Here is a 14303-nt window from a genome sequence, read left to right as displayed (position 1 = left end):
AATTCAAATTAATTTGATGATTTCTTTAATGAATAGCCATTTAATGATATTTTAATGCCTATTTGTGTAATTATTTAAGAATAAAACCGCATCTGACTTTTATCTTTAAATAGTTTTTTTGTTCATAATAATTGAAATATATTTAACAAAAAAAAGGCTAAATTTCTATGAATTCTGACACTTCCGTAAACGTTCTCTATGTTGATGATGAAGTACACAACCTCAACGCTTTTAAAGCAAGCTTTCGTCGTAAATTCAATATTTTTATTGCAAACTCAGCAATAGAAGGTAGGAAGGTTTTGGAATCTAATGATATCCATGTGATCGTTACAGATCAAAGAATGCCGGTGACGACGGGGATTGAGTTTCTGGAGTCAATTATTCCTGATTTTCCTGATCCGATTAGAATCCTGTTGACTGGATACGCAGATATCAACGCGGTAATTGATGCAATTAACAAAGGACAGGTGTATCGGTATATTCAGAAACCCTGGATGGAAGACGACCTTCGCATTAACATTGAGAAAGCTTTTGAGCTTTATACTTTGAGAAAAGACAATAGGGATCTTACTGCCAGCTTATTGGTGGCCAATGAGAAACTGGAAAACTTATTAAGAATGGGGACTGATTTTTAGTCCCCCATTCTGATTTTACAGCTCTTTTCTTAAACGTGCCACCGGAATATTCATTTGTTCCCTGTACTTAGCAACCGTTCTTCTTGCAATATTGTATCCTTGTTCTTTTAGGATTTCCGTTAGCTTTTCATCGGCTAATGGCTTGCGCTTGTCCTCATTTCCAATACAGTCTTCCAGGATTTTCTTTACTTCCTTATTTGATACTTCTTCACCGCTTTCCGTTTGGATTGCCTCAGAGAAGAATGATTTCAATAGAAAAGTTCCGAATTCTGTTTGTACGTATTTTGAGTTCGCTACCCTGGAAACAGTAGAAATGTCCATGTCAATTTTATCGGCAATGTCTTTTAAGATCATTGGGCGCATTTTACGCTCATCACCGGTCAACAGGTACTCATATTGGTATTGCATGATGGCGTTCATTGTTTTTAACAAAGTTTGCTGTCTTTGCTTAATGGCATCAATAAACCATTTTGCAGAATCCAGTTTCTGTTTCACAAATTGAACCGCCTCCTTTAATTTTTTATCTTTTTGTGCAGCTTTATCGTAGTGATCAAACATATCGATATAAGAGCGGCTAACTCTAAGTTCAGGCGCATTTTTTGAATTCAGCGTCAGAATTAAAGTACCGTCATTATTGCTGACATGGAAATCAGGGATGACTTGTAGCTGTTTGGTGGTCACTTGATTTGAATCTCCCGGTTTAGGGTTTAAACGCAGAATTTCGGCAATGATTTCTTTTAGGTCCTCACTGTTCAAGCCCAAAGCTTTTTCTAATTTATCGTAATGTTTTCTGGTAAATTCATCCAGATAGTTTTCTACGATGACAATCGCCTTTTGAATGATCGGATTTGAAGGGTCTTTGCGCTTTAATTGTAAAGTCAGACATTCCTGTAAATCTCTGGCGGCAATTCCCGGAGGGTCAAAGCTTTGAATCACTTTTAACATTTCTAAAACATCCTCTTCTTCAACCATTGCATTTTGTGAAAAAGCAAGATCGTCGATCATGGAAGTAATAGGTCTGCGTAAATAGCCGTCATCATCTAAACTACCAATGATTTGCTTTCCAATGATAAAATCCTGATCGGATAGTGGAACCAGGTCTAGTTGTTCTTGTAAACTTTCAAAAAAAGTACTCTCAATTGCAATCGGAGTCTCTTTCTTTTCTTCATCATCCTCATTGTTATAAGAGGTGCTATAATCGTTTACATTGTCGTCCTGTAAATAATCATCTACATTAAACTCATCCGTGTTTTCTTCTTTCGCACTTGCATCAAAATCATCCGGTGTGTCATTAAGGTCGTCATATTCACTTTTAGGCTCCTCAGCGATCATTAAGCTGGGATCTTCGAGTGCTGGATTTTCCTCTAGTTCTTCTTTAATTCGGGTATCTAATGCAACAGTAGGTACTTGCAGCAATTTAATAAATTGGATTTGCTGAGGGGAGAGCTTTTGAAGTAGTTTTTGTTGTAGATGTTGTTTAAGCATGTTTTATCAAAGCGGTATTTAAGTACCCGTTCCAAAAATACGAATTTGGTTTACATATAAACTATCTCGACAAAGTATTATTGTGTTTTTAACAGGAATAAAGCGTTTTAGAAATCCATTGTTCTCAAAATATTTTCTGCTATCCTTCGGTTTGATCCCGAATATTCCTGTAAACCATCCTTAATCTGTTGTTGTTGGATCGCTCTCTTGTTTGGGCAATTTAGAGAAATATCGATGGATAGCCGGAATAGGTGAGGGTTTTGAAAATAATTACTTACTTTTATTAGGACGTTTAACATCTAAAACTAATACTACTTATGAGTTTTGTAAAAGAATTTAAGGAATTTGCAGTCAAAGGCAATGTGATTGACCTGGCTGTCGGTGTAATTATTGGAGGCGCTTTCGGCAAGATCGTGACTTCCCTGGTCAACGACTTAATTATGCCCCCGATCAGTTTACTGATTGGCGACAAGGGATTTATCAATTTCTATGTCCCTCTGAGTGCTAAAGTTCGGGAATTTGTTGCCAGCAATCCTACTGCTTCTTTGGAAGACGCAAGGAAAATAGGCCCTGTGTTTGCCTGGGGGAACTTTGCAACTGAGGTGATCAATTTCCTTATCCTGGCAATGATCATTTTCTTAATGGTAAAAGCCATCAATAAAATGAAAAGAAAACAAGAAGAGGCTCCAGCTCCAGCTCCTGCACCAACACAAGAACAGGTATTACTTACTGAGATCCGCGATTTACTAAAAAATAAGTAAGCCGCTTTCTATAAAAAATAAAAAACCACCTGAACGCTCAGGTGGTTTTTTATTTTTCGATCCGAAATGCTTTTAAAATGTTCTTTTAACGCTTGGGTCTGTCAGGATGATATAATCGCCCAGATTGCTGTATTTCGACCAGTCTGGCGCTGTAAAGTCTGTTCCTGAAAAGCAGGAAATGTTGGCTGTTTTTAATTTTGGCAATAACGTTTTCAATTTAGCCAGGGTACCCAACTGTTCATCACTATGAAAACGGCCATTCAATTGGAATATCTTCGAGCCTTTGTGACTTTTTAAATATTTGGCAATAGACCAGGACATCGTCGCATCCCAAAGGTTTTGCGTCTGGTATATTTTCATACTCCCCATGCCATGACCGCCAAGCATGTCTATAAACTTATCGTAATATTTTCCAGTTGCCGTATCCACAGGTAGTGGAGGGAGAAAGCTGCTAGAGCTTTTTGGAAACTGGCTCAGTATTGATAAACCAGATTTGCTCACCGCATTGCTGTAACGGGTAGCTGCATTGGCTGCTATAACCGGTAAATGATGAGTTTTTGCATATTCAATCATTGGCTTATAGTCTTCATAATTCTTCCATACCCTGGCTTCTTTTACAAAGTTTTTTTCAGAAATCAGCCCTGATAGGTATTCATCCATCACTGGCTGAACATCTGTATGGAACATTTCTAAACTCAATGCGGTTTTCGGGTAAGTACTGCTGAGTTTTTTATAGAGTTCAAATTCCAGTAAATGGCCGATAGAATCATTGTGTTCTTCTCCGAAAAATAATACATCTACTGCTTTCATATCTTTTAACAGGTCATCCAGCTGTATTAGCTTTTGCTTTTTTACATCATATACTTTATAGTGTTCCGTTGGCGTCTGTGCGATTGAAAATAGGGGTAAGGCGCATAACAGCGCAATGATTAGTTTTCTCATAGATCCGTGCTTATTCTTATCTTAATTAGATTCAATCCAAATTAACGAATAATTTTTACCGATAAAAAATGGGGCTTTACCGGCTATTCACATCATCCTGAGTAATTGATATTTGGAAATGTGGGTTGATCCCCTACATTTGAGTAGAAACACATAGATTAAACGAATAAATAGAGAACCATGGAAAAGTGGAATGACGGTAAAAAAAATAATAGTACCTGGGCTGGGCTGTTTCTTTTAGGATTTGGAATGATCTTCCTATTAAAGAATATAGGCATTGATTTACCACGTGGCTTGTTGAGCTGGCATACTTTGCTGATTGCTATAGGTTTGTTTGTAGGTTACAAAAGAAACTTTGAAGGTAAAGGTTGGTTGATTATGGTATTGATTGGAGGCTATTTTACCTTACAGCGGGTGCTAGATGAAGATATATCAAGATATTATTTTGCATTGGCTTTAATGATTATGGGACTTTATTTGATTTTAAAACCTAAATCAAGTCGCATTAATACTACTAAATGGAAAAAGAAACAAGCAAATTTCCCTGAAACTGCATTTGTAGGGGCTGAAGAGCCTACTGGGACTGGCGAGGAGCCTAAAACGGAAGGCTGGGTGGATGAAAATGATGTGATTGATGCTGTCTGCGTTTTTGGAGGTACGGATCAGCATGTGTACTCCAAGAACTTTAAAGGGGGTGATCTGGTTGCCGTTTTTGGTGGCTGCAATGTAAACCTGACTCAGGCGGACTTTGAAGGTGCAATTGTACTGGAGGTCGTGGCTGTTTTTGGTGGAGTGAAAATCATTATTCCTTCCAGCTGGATTGTAAAGTCGGAAGTAACTGCGGTTTTTGGCGGGATAGAAGATAAAAGGGGCCCTGTGATGCTTTCCGATGGAGGAAATAAAATCATAAAAATCACAGGATTGGCTTTGTTTGGTGGCGTGGAGATTCGCAATTTTTAATTAAATACGCTATTACCTATTATTAACTTCTTGTATTTTGACCAACAGACCGCTTGCTAATAAGAATATTAAACGATACGCCTTGGGAATATTTGTAGCCTGGGTATCGGTATTTGTCCTGCTCTTTTATTACACTTTAAACTTTAACTGGTACATTTCTATTGCCGACAGCCTGGTTACAAACGGGCTTTTGGCCTTGGCCTGCATGATTTTAAGCAATATGCTGGGTTTTTATCAACCAAAAAATGAAACGATTCTGTTTGTATTGGTGATTACCCTTATGCTGGCCGGACTGATTACCTTTATCAGTAATGTTGCCCTCTCTTATTTGTTTGTCAATGAGCTGACTTATCAGAGTTTTTTACAGCTGTCGCTGATCCTTAGGTTTATCATTGTGTTTGTTTTCCTTGCCTGGTGCGCGGTAGCCAACATTCTATGGTATCGCCTGGAAGAGCAGTCGGCCACCCAGGAGCGTTTATTGATCGCACAAAATCTGAGTAAAGAGGCGGAACTAAATAAATTACGTCACCAGTTACAACCTCATTTTCTTTTCAATAGTCTCAATTCTGTCTATGCGCTGACCATCATGAACCCTACTGAAGCAGGGAATATGATCATGAAGCTGGCTTCTTTTTTAAGAGGGAATTTGAAAAGAGACGATGAGATTTGGGTGAAGGTAGAAGAGGAGATGGAGTATATTCAACTGTATCTTGATATTGAAAAGGTACGCTTTAGTCACCGTTTAAATATTGAAGTAAAAGTTGCGGAAGAAACCTTAGATTTATGCTTGCCAGGTACGCTCTTACAGCCTATTGTAGAGAATGCGATTAAATTTGGTTTGTACAATACAGCTGCGGCGATTACGATTTCTATTTTTGTGAAAGTAGAAAATAATAGATTGGTGATTACAGTGCAAAATCCTTTTGATCCGGAAATGAGGGCGACAGGCGGGACAGGCTTCGGGTTATCGGCAATAAAACGCAGGTTATACTTGCTTTTTGGTGATGAACAATTGCTCCAAACCAGGGCTACAGAAGATAATATATATATAACAACGCTAAAAATACCTCAAAAATAATGATGAGAACCATTTTAATAGATGATGAATCCCTGGCCAGGGATGTCGTAAAACATTATCTGAGCAGCTTTCCCGACATTGAGGTAGTTGCGGAGTGTAGTGACGGCTTTGAAGGAATTAAAGCGATTACACAGCACCAACCGGACTTTATTTTTTTGGATATTCAAATGCCTAAGATCAATGGCTTTGAAATGCTGGAATTAGTAGAACAACACCCAGCAGTGATCTTTACTACTGCTTTCGACGAGTTTGCCATTAAAGCTTTTGAAGTAAATGCAGTAGATTATCTGCTGAAGCCGATAGAAAAAAGCAGATTTGACCTGGCCATACAAAAATTACCGGCCCGCTTAAATCAAAGCGAACAGTACAGTCGCGAGCTGTTGGATACAGCCGCATTGAACCCTGCGCAGCAGAATAGAGTAGTGGTGAAGAAGAATGGGGTCATAAAAATCATCGCTGTAGCAGATATTCATTACCTGGAAGCAGACGACGATTATGTGAAGTTAAGTACCACTGAAGGCGCTTTTCATAAGAATAAGACGATGAGCTTTTTCGAACAAACGTTAGAATCTTCACAATTTATTCGTATTCATCGATCATATATCATAAATTTGGCCCAGGTGACAAAAATAGAACTGAAAGAAAAGGACAGTTATATTGTTCTTTTAAAATCTGATATATGGCTTCCAGTGAGTAAAACGGGCTATATTAAGCTCAAAGCGGCGCTTGGCTTGTAAGATTTTAAGGAAAAAAGTAAACTACCTTGAATTCTATTTGCAATTAAAATAAAATCAAGCTATATTTGCACCTCTTATTTAAAAAAATAGTCTAAGATATAATACAGTTATGAAAAGAACATTCCAACCTTCGCAAAGAAAGAGAAGAAACAAACACGGCTTCCGCGAAAGAATGGCTACAGCAAACGGTAGAAGAGTATTAGCTTCTCGTCGTGCAAAAGGAAGAAGTAAGCTATCAGTTTCTGACGAACGTCGTCACAAAGCATAATTTTTGATTGCAGCACAATAAGTGTTAGCAGATCACAATATCTGCAAATTTGCGATCAAAAACATGAACACATTTAATAAAGAAGAACGGTTATGTAGTAGAAAATTATTAGATCTGCTATTTAAAGACGGTTCTTCTTTTTTATTATATCCATTCCGCATTTCCTATCATTTTGTAGATGTCCCGCATAGTTATCCTGCTCAGGTAGTGATCAACGCGCCCAAGAAACGCTTTAAAAGAGCGGTCGACAGGAACCTGATCAAGAGGAGGATTCGTGAGGTCTATCGTTTGCAAAAACAAACAGAGTTGTATCCATCCCTGGAAGGATCAGAAAAGCTCTTGATTTTTTCTATCCAGTATGTGGGTAAGAAAATCTATGAGTTCTCATTTTTGGAGAAGAAAATGGAAGGTGCTTTGAAAAGGTTAATCGGCAATATCAAAAATGATCAGGGCAGTTAAACTGGTGATCGGTTGGTTCTTTTTAGGACTAATTAAGCTATATCAATGGTTTATATCGCCGTTATTGGGTGCCAATTGCCGTTTTACGCCTACTTGTTCCCAATATGGAATAGAAGCGATAAAAAAGCATGGACCTTTTAAAGGAGGATGGTTAACTTTGAAGCGGATTGGTCGTTGTCACCCCTGGGGCGCACATGGCCATGATCCTGTTCCTTAATCCTGAATATTTATATTTACCCGATGATTACCATACTTCAAATCGAAACCGCTACACAAGTCTGTTCTGCCGCAATCTCTCAGGATGGGAAAACCATTGCCCTGAAAGAAGAAATGGCTAGTAATATTCATGCGGGAAGCCTTACTTTATTCATTCAATCTGTAATGGATAGCGCCGGACTAAAGTTTTCGGAACTGGATGCGATAGCCGTAAGTAAAGGCCCGGGTTCTTATACCGGATTGAGAATTGGAGTATCGACCGCCAAAGGTCTTTGTTTTGCATTGGGAAAACCTTTAATCGCGATAGATACTTTGCAAATGATGGCTGAAGGTTTCCTGAAAGCTGAGCCGCTCCATGAAGGATTGGTTTGCTCGATGATTGATGCCCGAAGAATGGAAGTGTTTACCGCAGTTTTTGATGCGCAATTGGATTACGTATCCCCTGTAGAAGCGAAAATTATTGATGAACAAAGCTTTGAAAGCTTGTTAACGGCGCAAAAAGTTACCTTTATTGGTGACGGTGCCGCAAAATGCGCAGAGACATTAAAACATGAGAATGCGCATTTTTCTGTGACCAACTTTAACTCTGCAGCCAATATGAGTGCGCTGGCAATGGCCGCTTATACGCAAGGTAAGTTTGAAGATGTAGCCTATTTTGAGCCTTTTTATCTCAAGGATTTCGTGTTTACTACGCCGAAGAAAAAATAAACAGCCCTGATCTTATCGCATTAAATTTGAATGGTATGGAAGTCGCCAGGCTTTTATTTCTTCTTAGAGAAGATACTGAACAGGCGTTTGAATAGTCCTGGAGACTCCTCCCCAATTCCTGGCATGGTACTGCTGTTTTGCGGGTGTTCTACAAAATTCCCGAACTTTATTCCAATTCCCAGGTATACAGAAGCCCCGTTATAACCATTACCTATTGTTGCGTCCTTATTGAGGATTCCCTGAACCTGACTGGTGGTTTTTAATAAATCATCAGAGCCTAAGAATACTTCAAAATTTGGTGTTTGGTACATGGTTTGAAGTCCGAGGTAAAACAATTGATGGAAATTATAAGTAGGTGTAGCCGAAACAGAAAAGCCTTCATATTTGAATTTGTTGACCATAGCCGCATCTCCTCCTGTGAAAAACAGGTTCTTAGATACAATGATAGATGGGGTCCATAGACCGAAGCTTTTTGAAAGCATCACATCTATTTTAGCATTGGTGGCAGAATAAAAGCCTTCTCTATCGGGATTTTTAGCTATTGCATCTTTAAGCTGTTTCTTGGTGTCTGCGGTGCTTTGATTAGGATCTCCAATAGTGATGTTAGAATTTATTCTTTTATAATAGGATTGGTTATTCCATTTGATGAAACCGAGGTCTTTTAGGTTAGCCATTAGGAAATAGCCACTTTTACTTTGGTAGGAGGTACCTAAACTGATCGATGCGCCAGGATTTTTGAAAGTAGGCATTAAGGTATTTGAACTTAGTTCCTTATCATCTATAAAAGTTGCACGGTAAGTTCCTGAAAATCCCACCTCTGGAAAGCCTGAACCTGAGGTGTTTTTTAATCCGGATTCAACAATGTTTAATTGATGGTAACTGGTTCCACTTAACAGACTGAGCTTCGCGCCAAAGGCTAGTCTTTTAGTGTAGTTTTCCCGGTAAGTAACGCTAAACTGATGATAGCTGAGCCCGTATCCTTTGTCATTAAAAATGCCATTTCGCATTAGCGGATTATTTATCCGATCAGCATCATCAATCATGATCAAAGTTTCATTGGTGTATTTCGCGAGGGCATCCGTTCTGAACTGCCAGGAGAAACCTAATTCTTTTTGGTATTTATAAGAATTATATATTTTAAGTGTGAGCAGGTAAGCATTGGTGTGCTGATAAAGGGTATTGAGGCCTTTTCTTTCCAATGGGATATCTTGTGATTTGTAAATCCCCTCGTTGATTAACCTACGTACGAAATCAGAATTTCCCTTGCTCGCTGCATTTACGCCAAAATAGGGTAGCAGGAAATTGGAAGCGTATTGCCTGGAAGAATCCAAGGTAAAGACCTTTTGTGCAGGATTCTCAAAGCCATCAAACAATGTCTTAGTATTAAAAAGGCCATATTGTTGCGCCTTTAATTGTTGCGCTAATAGGATCAAAATACAAATTGAGAGCAGCCTTTTTGACATAGTTTGTTGTTTGCTTAACAAACTTGATGATTATTAATGATTTATGGTGAAAAAATTAAAAATCTTTTTGAGGCTCTATGAATTTGCTAATAAGCATATTGGTTTGAAACTTTCCATGATCTCCACTCAATTGATAAACAAATGACTCGTAGTTTTTTAAGGCTTTTTCTGAATTAAATTGTTTTGAAAATGGAAGATTCATGTTCTTAGCCAATAAGTTTTGAGAATTTTTATGATCCAAATAGAAATTCAGATTTGAATTATTAGGCAATTGATTGCTTACATTGATGAATCCTGAAGTATTGATCAGCAATTTATTAGCCCTGTAGTCATTTAAAAAGGATTTTAAGGTAGCTGGATTATTGGCAAAGACCAGGTAATTGTCAAGGATCTGATAATATGGTCTTTTGAAGGATTTAAAGGGTAGTCCAAAATAGGTGTACAGCAGATCCGGCTCTTTAAATAGTTTTAAATCTTCGGAATAATCTTCACTTAAATCAATTAGTAACTGATCCAGTTTATCGCCATTGCTTAGGCTAATGGCTCCTAGTTTTTCAGATGTACTCAATTGAAAAGTCATCATTTGATTTTGAAAATATACAGGGAAGAGCAATTCCAGGTTCAAATGGTATTTCTGATTGATAGTTGCTGCAAGTTTTATGCGTTTCTGATCTTCTTTATGCTGTGTGAACCATTGGTCCAGTTTTTTACTCCAGGGTTCATATTTGTCCATGGCATAAATGGTGTAATTGGCAGTACGTTCAGGAAGAATGTTCTGAATACTCATTTTTTGAGGACTTTCTTCTGCAAATAGCTGGTAGTAACTATTTGGGTCATTTAACTTTGTCGTTCCAGTAAAAAGAACCTTCTCCTTGCTGAAATTATACGTTAAAAGGGCAAAAGCATCCTGCTGATCCAGAATGGCAAGTTCGCCATTTAATTTTCCTGGGATCATGGGTTTCAGTAATGCCGGGATCCGATTGAAATTAACATATAGTTGCGCCAGACTATTTTTCGACAGTTTACTACCAGATTTAATGTATTCTACAAAAGCTTCGTCCTTTTTATCATTAGATTTTGACAAAATGGTTTTAATTGGCTCTGGACTATTGGACAGTAAAATCAAATGATCTTTGAGACCCAGGTAGAAAACACTACTATCGGCTAAGGTTAATTTGGTCTGACCTAAGGCTGTGTCTAGCTGAATGGCTGCAGTTTTTAGCGCATGAAACAATTGCATTTTACTGAATTCCTGATCGCTCTGCGTACTAATGATATAATTCAGTTCTTTTCCCTTTCCAGGAAGAATGCCCAGATAGATCAGTTGTTTTTTTGTTAATGCATTTAAGCTAGGCGAGGATAGCACTACATTTTTTAATGATTGCAGGGATTTAAATTTCTCTGCACCCATGATTTCCTCAAAGTTATCCTGTCCCTTTAAAAGATCCAATACGCTTTTGTCTTGTTCAAAAGAGAAGATAAACCCGGATTCAGTAACTGCAGCATACAGACTGAGGTCTGACTGTGCATGAGCCATATTTAGTTTAGAAAAATAGAAATAGGCCATGGTCACAATGGCCGTTAGGAGTACGATGATACTAAGGAGGATCTTTTTCATTGCTGTCCTTACAAATTTAATTTAATAAGTTGGGATTACTAAGAAAATGCAACCAAGTTTCTTAATTTTGGGAGATTAAAAAAGCCGATTTTATGAGCAACAGACCTATTTTATTAACCGCCTCTCTATTTGGATTAACAGCAGTCATTTTAGGTGCCTTTGGCGCCCATGGTTTAAAAAGTCAGGTCAGTCCTGAAGCATTGGAAATCTGGAGCAAAGGTGTGGAATATCAGTTTTATCATACTTTCGCATTATTGTTTCTTTCTCAGCTGAGTATGAATCAACCTAAGCTACTTAAATTGGCTTATATTTTCTTCAGTTTAGGGATTATCCTGTTCTCAGGATCATTGTATCTATTGGCGACAAGAGAGATTACCCATATTGGCTTCGGTGCTGTTTTAGGACCGATTACACCGATTGGCGGACTACTGTTTATTCTTGGATGGGGAAGTTTGTTCTTTGCCGCTTCAAATAACAAGTAAGGATGAGTTCTGGTCAACTGGAATTCGCAGAAAGGGAAACCCTTTTTATTGAGGTGATTTTGCCACTTTCTCTGGCGAAAAATTATATATATAGAGTGCCTTTCGAATTGAATGATCAGGTGGCGATAGGAAAGCGCGTGGTGGTTCAGTTCGGGAAAAGTAAAATTTATACAGCCCTGATTAAAAGTATCAGCCAACAGGCACCAGAAATCTATCAGGCAAAATATATCATTGATGTAGTCGATGAACACCCGGTAATTACAAGTTCGCAATTGGAGTTCTGGGAATGGATGACGAGCTATTATCTTTGTAATGAAGGAGAAGTGATGTCGGCTGCATTGCCGGCAGGACTGAAACTGGCCAGTGAAACGATTATCGTACTGAAAGAAGAGTTTCCTCAGGATGGAGAAGTACTCAACATCAAACAGGAAACCCTGGTGAATGCCTTAAAGGTACATGGCCGACTAACGATCGATCAGGTCTCTGCATTGTTAGGTCAGAAAACCGTGTATCCCATTATCAATACTTTACTGGATAAAGAAATGGTTTATATCGCCGAAGAGGTGATTGAAAAGTATAAGCCATTGTTAAAATCTTTTGTTACCCTGCATTCTTTTTATCATGAAGAGGAGAATTTGAAACAATTGTTTTCAGTGTTGGAAAGGGCTCCGAAGCAAATGAATGCGCTACTGACTTTTTTAAAGCTGTCCAGGCAACAAAGTACGATTCCTAAAGCGCAACTGTTAGAAGAGAGTGATTGTGGTCCAGCGGCGCTAAAAACGTTGATGGATAAGGAGGTTTTTGTGATTGAAAAGAAGCCGGTGAGCAGGCTCAAAGATCAGGATGAGGATTTCGTGTTGAACTTTGAGCTGAGTGAAACTCAACAATTGGCTTTGACACAAATTGAAACGGAGTTTGAAAAGAAAGATGTGGTATTATTACATGGGGTAACGGCCTCAGGTAAAACACAGGTTTATATCCGTTTAATTGAAAAAGCCATTGAAAACGGTGGACAAGTTTTGTTCCTCCTACCGGAAATTGCCCTGACTACACAAATTGTAGAAAGGATCCAACGTTATTTTGGAGATGCCATAGGGGTATATCACTCCAAATTTAACAACAATGAAAGGGTCGAAATCTGGAATAAGGTACTCAACGGCAAGTATCGCATCGTTTTAGGGGCGAGGTCTGCAGTGTTTTTACCTTTCCAGAATTTAAAGCTGATTGTTATTGATGAAGAGCATGAGTCTTCTTACAAGCAACAGGAACCGGCACCACGTTATCAGGCAAGAGACGCGGCAGTGTATCTGGCCTGGTTGCATAAAGCAAAGGTCGTATTAGGCTCCGCAACACCCTCTATTGAAAGTTATTTCAATGCCCTTCATCAAAAATATGGATTGGTCACCATGTCCGAAAGATTTGGTGGTGTAGCCTTACCAGTTCAGGAAGTGATTAGTATTGCAGAAGAGACCAAAAAGAAAAAGATGATCTCTTATTTTTCCAGTACGCTGGTGGAAGAGATTGAAGAAACTTTGAAATTAAAAGAGCAGGTGATCCTGTTTCAAAATAGAAGGGGCTATGCCACTATCCTGATTTGCGCAACTTGTGGCTATGCCCCAAAATGTGTGAGCTGTGATGTGAGTTTAACCTATCATAAAACCAGTGGTAAATTGCATTGTCATTATTGCGGTTACCATCAGAATAGTATCAATGTTTGTCCGGCTTGTGGCTCTGTACATATAGAGCAAAAAGGTTTTGGAACGGAACGGGTAGAAGAAGAACTGAGCCTGATCTTCCCGGAAGCGAAAATTGCAAGGCTAGATGTAGACAGCACCAGGACAAAAAATGGACTGCAGCAAATCATCGCCGACTTCCAGGAGAAAAAAACCGATATCCTGATCGGTACACAGATGGTAGCCAAAGGATTAGATTTTGATAATGTGACTTTAATTGGCGTGATTAATGCGGATACTTTATTGAATTATCCGGACTTCAGAGCTTTTGAAAGAAGCTATCAGTTACTGGCCCAGGTTGCCGGTAGAGCAGGAAGAAGGGATAAGCAAGGAAAGGTGATCATTCAAGCCTATGATGATAAACATAGAATCATTACACAGGTAATTGACAATAAATATCAGGAAATGTATACGGATGAAATTCGCGAGCGAAGAGAGTTTCAATATCCGCCATTTACCAGGGTTATTTTTGTCAATATCAAACATAAAGACATGAATCTTTTAAATGTTGCTGCGCAGAAATTCGCAAATGTGTTAAAAGGACATTTAGGAAGTCGGGTTCTCGGACCTGAGCAACCAATGGTTGGCAGAATCAGGAATTATTACATCAAGCAGATCATCATTAAAAGCGACAAGAACACGGCCATCACTAAAGTGAAATCCGTATTAAAGGACGTTATTTTGCAATTTCAGGCAGAAAAAGAGTACCGGGGAGCGATTGTACAGGTAGATGTAGATCCTTACTAGTTTTATTGCGA

The 14303-nt window shown here is 38.6% G+C and carries 15 protein-coding genes; 11 read left to right on the top strand and 4 right to left on the bottom strand.

Annotation, left to right across the window (positions count from 1 at the left end; all coding sequences use genetic code 11):
* Positions 1-167 precede the first annotated feature (167 nt).
* Positions 168-635: a response regulator gene (locus tag R2S10_RS14935; protein WP_316841220.1), complete on the top strand. Its 468-nt coding sequence runs from the start codon at positions 168-170 to the stop codon at positions 633-635.
* A gap of 15 nt (positions 636-650) precedes the next feature.
* On the opposite strand, the gene rpoN is transcribed toward R2S10_RS14935, so the two are convergent.
* Positions 651-2120, bottom strand: a complete 1470-nt coding sequence (rpoN, locus tag R2S10_RS14930) for an RNA polymerase factor sigma-54 (protein ID WP_316841219.1) — start codon at positions 2118-2120, stop codon at positions 651-653.
* A gap of 317 nt (positions 2121-2437) precedes the next feature.
* On the opposite strand from rpoN, the gene mscL reads away from it, so the two are divergent.
* Entirely contained in the window at positions 2438-2881 is a 444-nt protein-coding gene (mscL, locus tag R2S10_RS14925) for a large conductance mechanosensitive channel protein MscL (RefSeq protein WP_316841218.1), read from the top strand.
* 72 nt (positions 2882-2953) lie between these two features.
* On the opposite strand, the gene R2S10_RS14920 is transcribed toward mscL, so the two are convergent.
* Positions 2954-3823, bottom strand: a complete 870-nt coding sequence (locus R2S10_RS14920; protein WP_316841217.1) for a ChaN family lipoprotein — start codon at positions 3821-3823, stop codon at positions 2954-2956.
* A gap of 180 nt (positions 3824-4003) precedes the next feature.
* On the opposite strand from R2S10_RS14920, the gene R2S10_RS14915 reads away from it, so the two are divergent.
* From R2S10_RS14915 to tsaB, 7 genes are all read left to right on the top strand, one after another.
* Positions 4004-4783 carry a LiaF transmembrane domain-containing protein gene (locus tag R2S10_RS14915; protein WP_316841216.1) on the top strand — a complete coding sequence of 260 codons (780 nt, stop codon included), beginning with the start codon at positions 4004-4006 and terminating at the stop codon, positions 4781-4783.
* Positions 4784-4865: 82 nt separating this feature from the next.
* A complete protein-coding gene (locus tag R2S10_RS14910) occupies positions 4866-5861 on the top strand; it encodes a sensor histidine kinase (RefSeq protein WP_316841215.1) in 996 nt (331 codons plus the stop codon).
* Positions 5861-6598 (top strand): LytR/AlgR family response regulator transcription factor, encoded by a 738-nt coding sequence (locus R2S10_RS14905; RefSeq protein ID WP_316841214.1) that lies wholly within the window; start codon positions 5861-5863, stop codon positions 6596-6598. The genes R2S10_RS14910 and R2S10_RS14905 overlap by 1 nt, the downstream gene beginning before the upstream one ends.
* Positions 6599-6707: 109 nt before the next feature.
* Positions 6708-6866 (top strand): 50S ribosomal protein L34, encoded by a 159-nt coding sequence (rpmH, locus tag R2S10_RS14900; RefSeq protein ID WP_073232865.1) that lies wholly within the window; start codon positions 6708-6710, stop codon positions 6864-6866.
* A gap of 63 nt (positions 6867-6929) precedes the next feature.
* Positions 6930-7325, top strand: a complete 396-nt coding sequence (locus R2S10_RS14895) for a ribonuclease P protein component (RefSeq protein WP_316841213.1) — start codon at positions 6930-6932, stop codon at positions 7323-7325.
* Entirely contained in the window at positions 7309-7542 is a 234-nt protein-coding gene (gene yidD / locus R2S10_RS14890) for a membrane protein insertion efficiency factor YidD (protein ID WP_182961045.1), read from the top strand. The genes R2S10_RS14895 and yidD overlap by 17 nt, the downstream gene beginning before the upstream one ends.
* A gap of 23 nt (positions 7543-7565) precedes the next feature.
* Entirely contained in the window at positions 7566-8249 is a 684-nt protein-coding gene (gene tsaB, locus R2S10_RS14885; RefSeq protein ID WP_316841212.1) for a tRNA (adenosine(37)-N6)-threonylcarbamoyltransferase complex dimerization subunit type 1 TsaB, read from the top strand.
* A gap of 53 nt (positions 8250-8302) precedes the next feature.
* Here tsaB and R2S10_RS14880 read toward each other — a convergent pair whose 3' ends face one another.
* Both R2S10_RS14880 and R2S10_RS14875 read right to left on the bottom strand, forming a co-directional pair.
* Positions 8303-9712, bottom strand: coding sequence for a DUF5723 family protein (locus tag R2S10_RS14880; protein ID WP_316841211.1), 1410 nt, complete (start codon positions 9710-9712; stop codon positions 8303-8305).
* Positions 9713-9767: 55 nt separating this feature from the next.
* The gene (locus tag R2S10_RS14875) at positions 9768-11330 is read right to left on the bottom strand and encodes a DUF3352 domain-containing protein (protein ID WP_316841210.1); all 1563 of its coding nucleotides are present in this window, start codon (positions 11328-11330) and stop codon (positions 9768-9770) included.
* A gap of 92 nt (positions 11331-11422) precedes the next feature.
* Between R2S10_RS14875 and R2S10_RS14870 the strand changes: the two genes are divergently transcribed.
* Together R2S10_RS14870 and priA are read left to right on the top strand one after the other, a co-directional pair.
* On the top strand, positions 11423-11812 hold the full coding sequence (locus R2S10_RS14870; RefSeq protein WP_316841209.1) for a DUF423 domain-containing protein: 390 nt from the start codon (positions 11423-11425) through the stop codon (positions 11810-11812).
* 2 nt (positions 11813-11814) lie between these two features.
* The gene (gene priA, locus R2S10_RS14865; protein WP_316841208.1) at positions 11815-14292 is read left to right on the top strand and encodes a primosomal protein N'; all 2478 of its coding nucleotides are present in this window, start codon (positions 11815-11817) and stop codon (positions 14290-14292) included.
* Positions 14293-14303 lie beyond the last annotated feature (11 nt).

Origin of the sequence: Pedobacter gandavensis, from assembly GCF_032678745.1 — a bacterium.
GTDB classification, from domain to species: Bacteria; Bacteroidota; Bacteroidia; order Sphingobacteriales; family Sphingobacteriaceae; genus Pedobacter; species Pedobacter gandavensis_C.
Note: the sequence above shows the minus strand (reverse complement) of the source record. Positions and strands in the feature narration are given on the sequence as shown.